Raw genomic sequence first — 5813 nt, forward strand, 5'->3', positions numbered from 1 at the left:
CAGCAGGTCTGCGGCGCGGTCGTCGGTGCCGGAGATCGCCACCTGCAGGGGGCCGGTCGCCGCGGCCTCGGCCGCGGCGAGTGTCCAACCGGCAAACCGGGGATCCCGGGACGCCACGGCGCCGCCTGCCGCGATCGCGTCGTCCGCCGCCTCACGGTGACGCGTCGACCCGGTCAGTGCGGAGTAGGTGAGCAGGGCCCCAGCCAGCGCGGAGGTGCCGCAGGGTTCGGCGTTGTCTCCCTGGCTCGCCGGTCGGGTGAACAGCTCCTCGGCGTCGTCCGCGGTGTCGTGGAAGGCTCCCGACTCGTCGCGGAAGTGCTCCAGCGCCGTGTCGAGGACTCCGCCGGCGGCCGCCAGCCACCGCGAGTCGAAGGTCGCCTGGTGCAGCGCGAGCAGCCCCTCGGCCAGGTCGCCGTGGTCGTCGGCCACACCGGCCGCGTGGCCCGCGGACCCGCCCCGCGACGACCGGCGCCATCGCCCGTCGACCTGATGGACGCTGAGCAGGAACTCGGCGCAGTCGACGGCAGCGCGCACCCAGTCGTGCTCTTCGAGCAGGGCACCGGCCTCCGCCAGTGCGGCGATGGTCAAGCCGTTCCAGGCGGTGACCACCTTGTCGTCCGTGGTCGGCTGAGGTCGCTGCCCGCGAGCCACCCGTAGCCGCTCACGGATGGCGCTCCACCAGTCCGCGTCGTCCGGGTCGGCGCGCAGCTGGAGGGTGGACAGACCACGTTCGAAGGTGCCCGCCTCGGTCACGCCCAGCAGCTCGGCGGCTCGGCGGCCGTCCTCGTCCCCGAGCACGTCGGTCAGCTGGGCGGGTGACCAGGCGTAGGTCAGCCCCTCGACCCCCTCGGTGTCCGCGTCGAGGGACGAGGCGAAGCCGCCCTCGGGCGTGCGCAGGTCCCGCAGCAGGAAGTGTGCGGTCTCGCGGACGACTCGTTGCGCCAGTGCCGAACCCGTCGAGCGGTAGAGGTGGAGGTAGACCCGCAGCAGCAGCGCGTTGTCGTAGAGCATCTTCTCGAAGTGCGGCACGACCCAGCCCGCGTCGACGGAGTAGCGGGCGAACCCACCGGCCAGCTGGTCGTAGAGCCCGCCCCTCGCCATGCCCTCACAGGTCGAGTCCACCATGTCCAGCGCACGCGGTGACCCGGTGCGGGCGTGGTGGCGGAGCAGGAACTCCAGCACCATGGACGGGGGAAACTTCGGCGCATGCCCGAATCCGCCCTGTCGAGAGTCAAACCCGGCCGCAAGCTGCTCCTCGGCCCGCTCCAGCTCAGTCGGGCCAAGGGCCTGCGGTGACCCGGGTGTGACGGCCCGCCGCAGGGTCTCCGCGATGCGCGCACCGCTTGCGAGGACCTCGTCCTGTCGCTGGGTCCAGGCGTCGGTGACGGCGGCGAGCAGCTGCAGGAACTGTGGTCTCGCGTAGTAGGTGCCGCAGAAGAACGGCTGTCCGGTGGGGGTGAGGAAGCAGGTCATCGGCCAGCCGCCGCCACCGGTCATGGCGGTGGTCGCCTGCATGTAGATCGCGTCGATGTCCGGTCGTTCCTCCCGGTCGACCTTGACCGGCACGAAGCCCCGGTTCATCGCCTCGGCGACGGTGGCGTCCTCGAAGGACTCGTGGGCCATGACGTGGCACCAGTGGCACGCGGCATACCCGACCGACAAGAGCACGGGGACGTCACGTTCCCGCGCCTCCGCGAAGGCCGCCTCGTCCCACTCCTGCCACGCCACGGGGTTGTCGGCGTGCTGCAGGAGGTAGGGAGAGGTTGCGGCAGCAAGTCGATTGGTCACGATCCCACCGTAGGCGCATCCTCCATCGGCTGGCACGGAGGAGGAAGAGGTCGGTTCGGGCCCCGACCTAGCGTCCGGCCGGGAGCCGCACCCGCATGACCGTCTCCGCCGGCCCGGTGTCGATGGTGATCGAGCCCCCGTGACGCTCCACGACGATGCGGCGCGCGATGTCGAGACCGAGTCCGGTGCCCTGGCCCACGTCCTTGGTGGTGTAGAACGCCTCGAAGGCCCTCGCCACCACGTCGGGTGGCATCGGCGGCCCGGTGTCGCCGATCTCGACGATGACGCCGTCTCCGTCGGCCCGGGCCGAGATGCGAAGCGTGCCGGCGCCCTCCATCGCGTCGACCGCGTTGTCGATGAGGTTGGTCCAGACCTGGTTGAGCTCCCCGGGGAACGCGTCGATGTGGGGCAGGTCGACGGCATAGTCCCTGACCACGGTGATGCTGTCACCGATCTTGTGTCCCAGCATGACGATCGTGCTGTCGAGGCCCTCGGTGACGTCGACGGTCTGACGGGACGCGCGATCCATCTGCGAGTAGGACCGGACGGCGGCGACCAGCTCCGACACCCGGCGGGTCGACTCCTTCATCTCCCCGAGCAGGGCGGTCATCGACAGCGCGCTCGACACCCAGCGCAGCCCCTGCTCCAACGAGGAGTCTCCGAGCGTCTCCTGGGCGCGCTCGCACCAGGCCCGGTCGGCACCAGCCGCGGCGAGGGACGCCGCGAGCTCCCACGGACGGTCGACCTGGTGCCCGGCCATCCACGAGCCCAGCTCCTCCTCCTTGTCCGCGAGCTCGAGCCGGTCGATCGTGGCCGGAGGTTTCTCGATCTCCCGACGCAGGTTGTCCAGCTCGATGAACTGGGTGGCGCTGATCTGGCCGCGGGCCAGCTGGCCCAGGCACTCCAGCAACGTCCCGGCGGTCTCCTCCAGACCGCTGACGGCACGGGTGGCGGCGGCCGCCGGGTTGTTGATCTCGTGCGCGAGGCCGGCGGCCAGCGTCCCCAGGGTGATGAGCGACTGTCGTTGCCGCACGGTGGACTCGATCCGGCGGGCCGTGCCGTAGAGGCCGGCCACCAGGTGCACCCCGAAGGGGAACCACGCGTTGAACCGCTCTCGCAGGGACTCGGCGGGAACGCGCAGCAACCGTCCCGGTATGACGGCCCGTCCGGTCGCGAGGTAGACCGCCTGGTCGTCCCAGGCGCGGAAGCCGCCGGACCACCGTCCCGGCACGTCCATCTTCCCGACGAGAGCCTCCTCCCGGCCGACCCGGCGGTAGAGGTCGAGCGCCCCGTCGACGACCACCCACCAGAAGTCGGCGTGCCCCCCCTCCTGGAACAGCTCGTCACCCGGCTCGAACGGCACCTCCGTCCCGGCGGCCAACAGCTCCGCGAGCTGCACGTCGGAGAGGCCGTCGAACAGGCTGATCGAGCGGAGCTCGGCGAGGCGGATCATGTGGTGGCCAGGTAGCGGTGCACGTTGTAGACCGCCATGGCTCCCTCGCCCACCGCGGACGCCACCCGCTTCATCGAGTCCAGCCGCACGTCGCCCGCCGCGAAGACGCCGGGGACGCTCGTCTCGAGCGCGAAGGGGGGCCGCGGCAGCGGCCACAGCTGGGCGCGTTCCGGGGCGACCAGGTCGTGACCCGTGACCACGAATCCGTGGTCGTCACGCACCACCTCCGAGCCCAGCCACTCGGTGCGGGGCGCGGCGCCGATGAAGACGAACAACCAGCTCGCCGGGGCCTCCTCGGCCACTCCGGTGTCTCGATCGGACAGGGTGAGCGACTCGAGGTGCCCGTCGCCCTGCGCCGCCGACACCTCGGTGCGCATCCGTACCTCGATGTTCGGCGCCGCCCAGATCCGTTCCACGAGGTAGCGCGACATGGTGGCGCCCAGGTCGGCGGCCCGCACCAGCATGACCACCCGTTTCGCGAAGCGCGACAGGTTCAGCGCCGCCTGCCCGGCCGAGTTGGCGCCTCCCACCAGGTAGACCTCCTCGCCGCGGCACTGGCTCGCCTCGCTGGCGTCGACGCCGTAGTAGACGCCCCGGCCGGTGAGCTCCTCCATCCCGGGTGCGGGTAGCCGTCGGTAGGAGACCCCGGTGGCCACGATCAGCGCCTTCGCCTCGATCTCTCCCGACTGGTCCAGCAGGACGGCTCGCGCTGGCCCGCGAGCCTCGAAGCCAACCACGTCGCGCGCCAGCACCATCTCGGCTCCGAACCGGGAGGCCTGGGAGACCGCGCGCTGGGCGAGGTCGGAGCCGGTGAGGCCCTTCGGGAACCCCAGGTAGTTCTCGATGGCTGCGCTCTGGCCGGCCTGGCCGCCTGGGGCCTCACGCTCGACGATGACCGTGGTGAGGCCCTCCGACGCCGCGTAGACCGCGGCCGCGAGTCCCGCGGGTCCGCCGCCGACGATGCACACGTCATACAGCGGTTGCTGTGCCTTGGTGCTCAGGCCGAGCGCTCCGGCCAGGTCGACCGTCGTGGGGGCCCGCAGCGCGTCGTGGTCCGGGATGAGGACGAGGGGCAGGTCCTCCGGAGCGGCCCGCGCAAATTCGCTCAGGCGTTGGGCGTCGCCGTGGTCCTCGACGTCATACCAGTGGTAGGGCACGTGGTTGCGCGCGAGGAAGGTCTTGATCTCGTGGGTGCGGTCGGACCAGCGGTGCCCGACCACCCGCACCTCTGCCGTGCGGTCGGGGTGCTGCCTGGCCCAGTCGGACAGGACGTCATCGGTCGCCGGGTAGAGCCGCTCACCCGGTGGATCCCACGGCTTGAGCAGGTAGTAGTCCAGCCCGATGTCGTTGATCGCCTTGATCGCGACGTCGGTGTCGGCGTAGGCCGTCAGCAGGAGGAACTTCGCGTCCGGGGCAGAGCTGCGCGCCTGGCCGAGCATCTCGATGCCGGTCATCTGCGGCATCCGCTGGTCGGCCGCGATCATGGCGACCGGCTGGTCGCGCAAGGCCAGCCGGGACAACAGCGCCAGGGCCTCCGGACCCGAGGAGGCCTGCAACACCTGGTAGTCCGCGCCGTAGCGCGCACGAAGGTCACGCGTGATGGCCGCGGACACCATGGGGTCGTCGTCGACCGTGAGGATCGCCGGTTTGTGCATTGGCCGCTCCGGACTCGCTCGCCCGCGCGAAGACCCCCCAGGCGCCCCGGCGGGTGCCCGGGCAACTCGAGTGGCGTGAGGACGATGGCGCTGCCGACCAGTCTATCGGCGAACCGCCTCCGGATGGTCGCTTTGGCCAAGAGCGGCCGACACCGGCCGGCGCAGGACGTAGGGGGAGTACGACGGTTCGCCTCGGCTCGACCGTGACGAGGACACGGCGACCACAACGAAGATGGTCATCATGCTGTTCGAGTCCTACGGCGCGGGGGCGGACTACGTCGGACCGCGCGTCGCGGAGCAGCTCCACGTGCCGTTCCACGATCAGGCCTTCTCCTCGGACCAGATCGAGGCCGTCGAGAGCGCGCGCGAGAGGAGAGCCTGATCACCCGGGTCTTCACCGCGATGGGGACCGCGCACAGCAGCTACGAGGGCGGAGACGTCGTCACGCTCCAGCGTGACCAGCACGACCTCGTCACCCAGAACACCGACATGGTGCTTCGGGAGGCCGGTGGCGTGATCATGGGGCGCAACGGTGCCCTGATCCTTGCCGACCACCCCGGTGCCCTCCATGTCCGCCTCGACTGGGCCGGGCGACGTGCGGGTCAGGCGCGCCGCCGCCCGCACTGGATCGAGGAGGCCCGCGCGGCCAAGCGTCAGAAGCGTGAGGACCAGGTCCGGGCGCAGATGTCGCTCGACCTCTACGAGTGGGATCCGCGAGAGCTCGACCAGTACGACCTCGTGGTCAACACCGGTCGCGTCGACCTCGACACCTGTGTCGAGATGATCGTGGCGGCCGCGAAGGTCAAGCACGCCGCAGCGCGGCGTTGACCCGCGACAGCCCCCCGACAGCACGTATGCCGTGGCGTCACCGGGCGTGCAGCGGGTCCGCGGCCCCCGGGGCCGCCACCAGCGCCTCG

5 protein-coding genes are annotated in these 5813 nt (G+C 71.2%); 2 read left to right on the forward strand and 3 right to left on the reverse strand.

Translation table 11 applies throughout. The features are described 5' to 3' along the window. The 3 genes from FRW57_RS16155 to FRW57_RS16165 form a co-directional block, all read right to left on the reverse strand. The coding region (locus FRW57_RS16155; protein ID WP_152186477.1) for a thioredoxin domain-containing protein at positions 1-1788 on the reverse strand (1788 nt) is incomplete at its 3' end. Between the two features lie 67 nt (positions 1789-1855). Next, on the reverse strand, positions 1856-3241 hold the full coding sequence (locus FRW57_RS16160; protein ID WP_152186478.1) for an ATP-binding protein: 1386 nt from the start codon (positions 3239-3241) through the stop codon (positions 1856-1858). Beyond that, positions 3238-4896 (reverse strand): NAD(P)/FAD-dependent oxidoreductase, encoded by a 1659-nt coding sequence (locus FRW57_RS16165; RefSeq protein ID WP_137122923.1) that lies wholly within the window; start codon positions 4894-4896, stop codon positions 3238-3240. The genes FRW57_RS16160 and FRW57_RS16165 overlap by 4 nt, the downstream gene beginning before the upstream one ends. A gap of 241 nt (positions 4897-5137) precedes the next feature. Here FRW57_RS16165 and FRW57_RS23355 point away from each other — a divergent pair, with 241 nt between their 5' ends. Together FRW57_RS23355 and FRW57_RS16170 are read left to right on the forward strand one after the other, a co-directional pair. Next, positions 5138-5278: a cytidylate kinase-like family protein gene (locus FRW57_RS23355; protein WP_162529387.1), complete on the forward strand. Its 141-nt coding sequence runs from the start codon at positions 5138-5140 to the stop codon at positions 5276-5278. Positions 5279-5298: 20 nt separating this feature from the next. Beyond that, positions 5299-5724, forward strand: a complete 426-nt coding sequence (locus FRW57_RS16170; RefSeq protein WP_152186479.1) for a cytidylate kinase-like family protein — start codon at positions 5299-5301, stop codon at positions 5722-5724. The last annotated feature ends 89 nt before the right edge of the window (positions 5725-5813 follow it).

Origin of the sequence: Segeticoccus rhizosphaerae, from assembly GCF_009192725.1 — a bacterium.
Taxonomy (GTDB): domain Bacteria; phylum Actinomycetota; class Actinomycetes; order Actinomycetales; family Dermatophilaceae; genus Segeticoccus; species Segeticoccus rhizosphaerae.

What these genes read in the sequence shown, in the direction of transcription:
- FRW57_RS16165 (WP_137122923.1), bottom strand. Translation starts at nt 4,896, where the DNA reads ATGCACAAACCGGCGATCCTCACGGTCGACGACGACCCCATGGTGTCC.
- FRW57_RS16160 (WP_152186478.1), bottom strand. Translation starts at nt 3,241, where the DNA reads ATGATCCGCCTCGCCGAGCTCCGCTCGATCAGCCTGTTCGACGGCCTC.
- FRW57_RS23355 (WP_162529387.1), top strand. Translation starts at nt 5,138, where the DNA reads ATGCTGTTCGAGTCCTACGGCGCGGGGGCGGACTACGTCGGACCGCGC.
- FRW57_RS16170 (WP_152186479.1), top strand. Translation starts at nt 5,299, where the DNA reads ATGGGGACCGCGCACAGCAGCTACGAGGGCGGAGACGTCGTCACGCTC.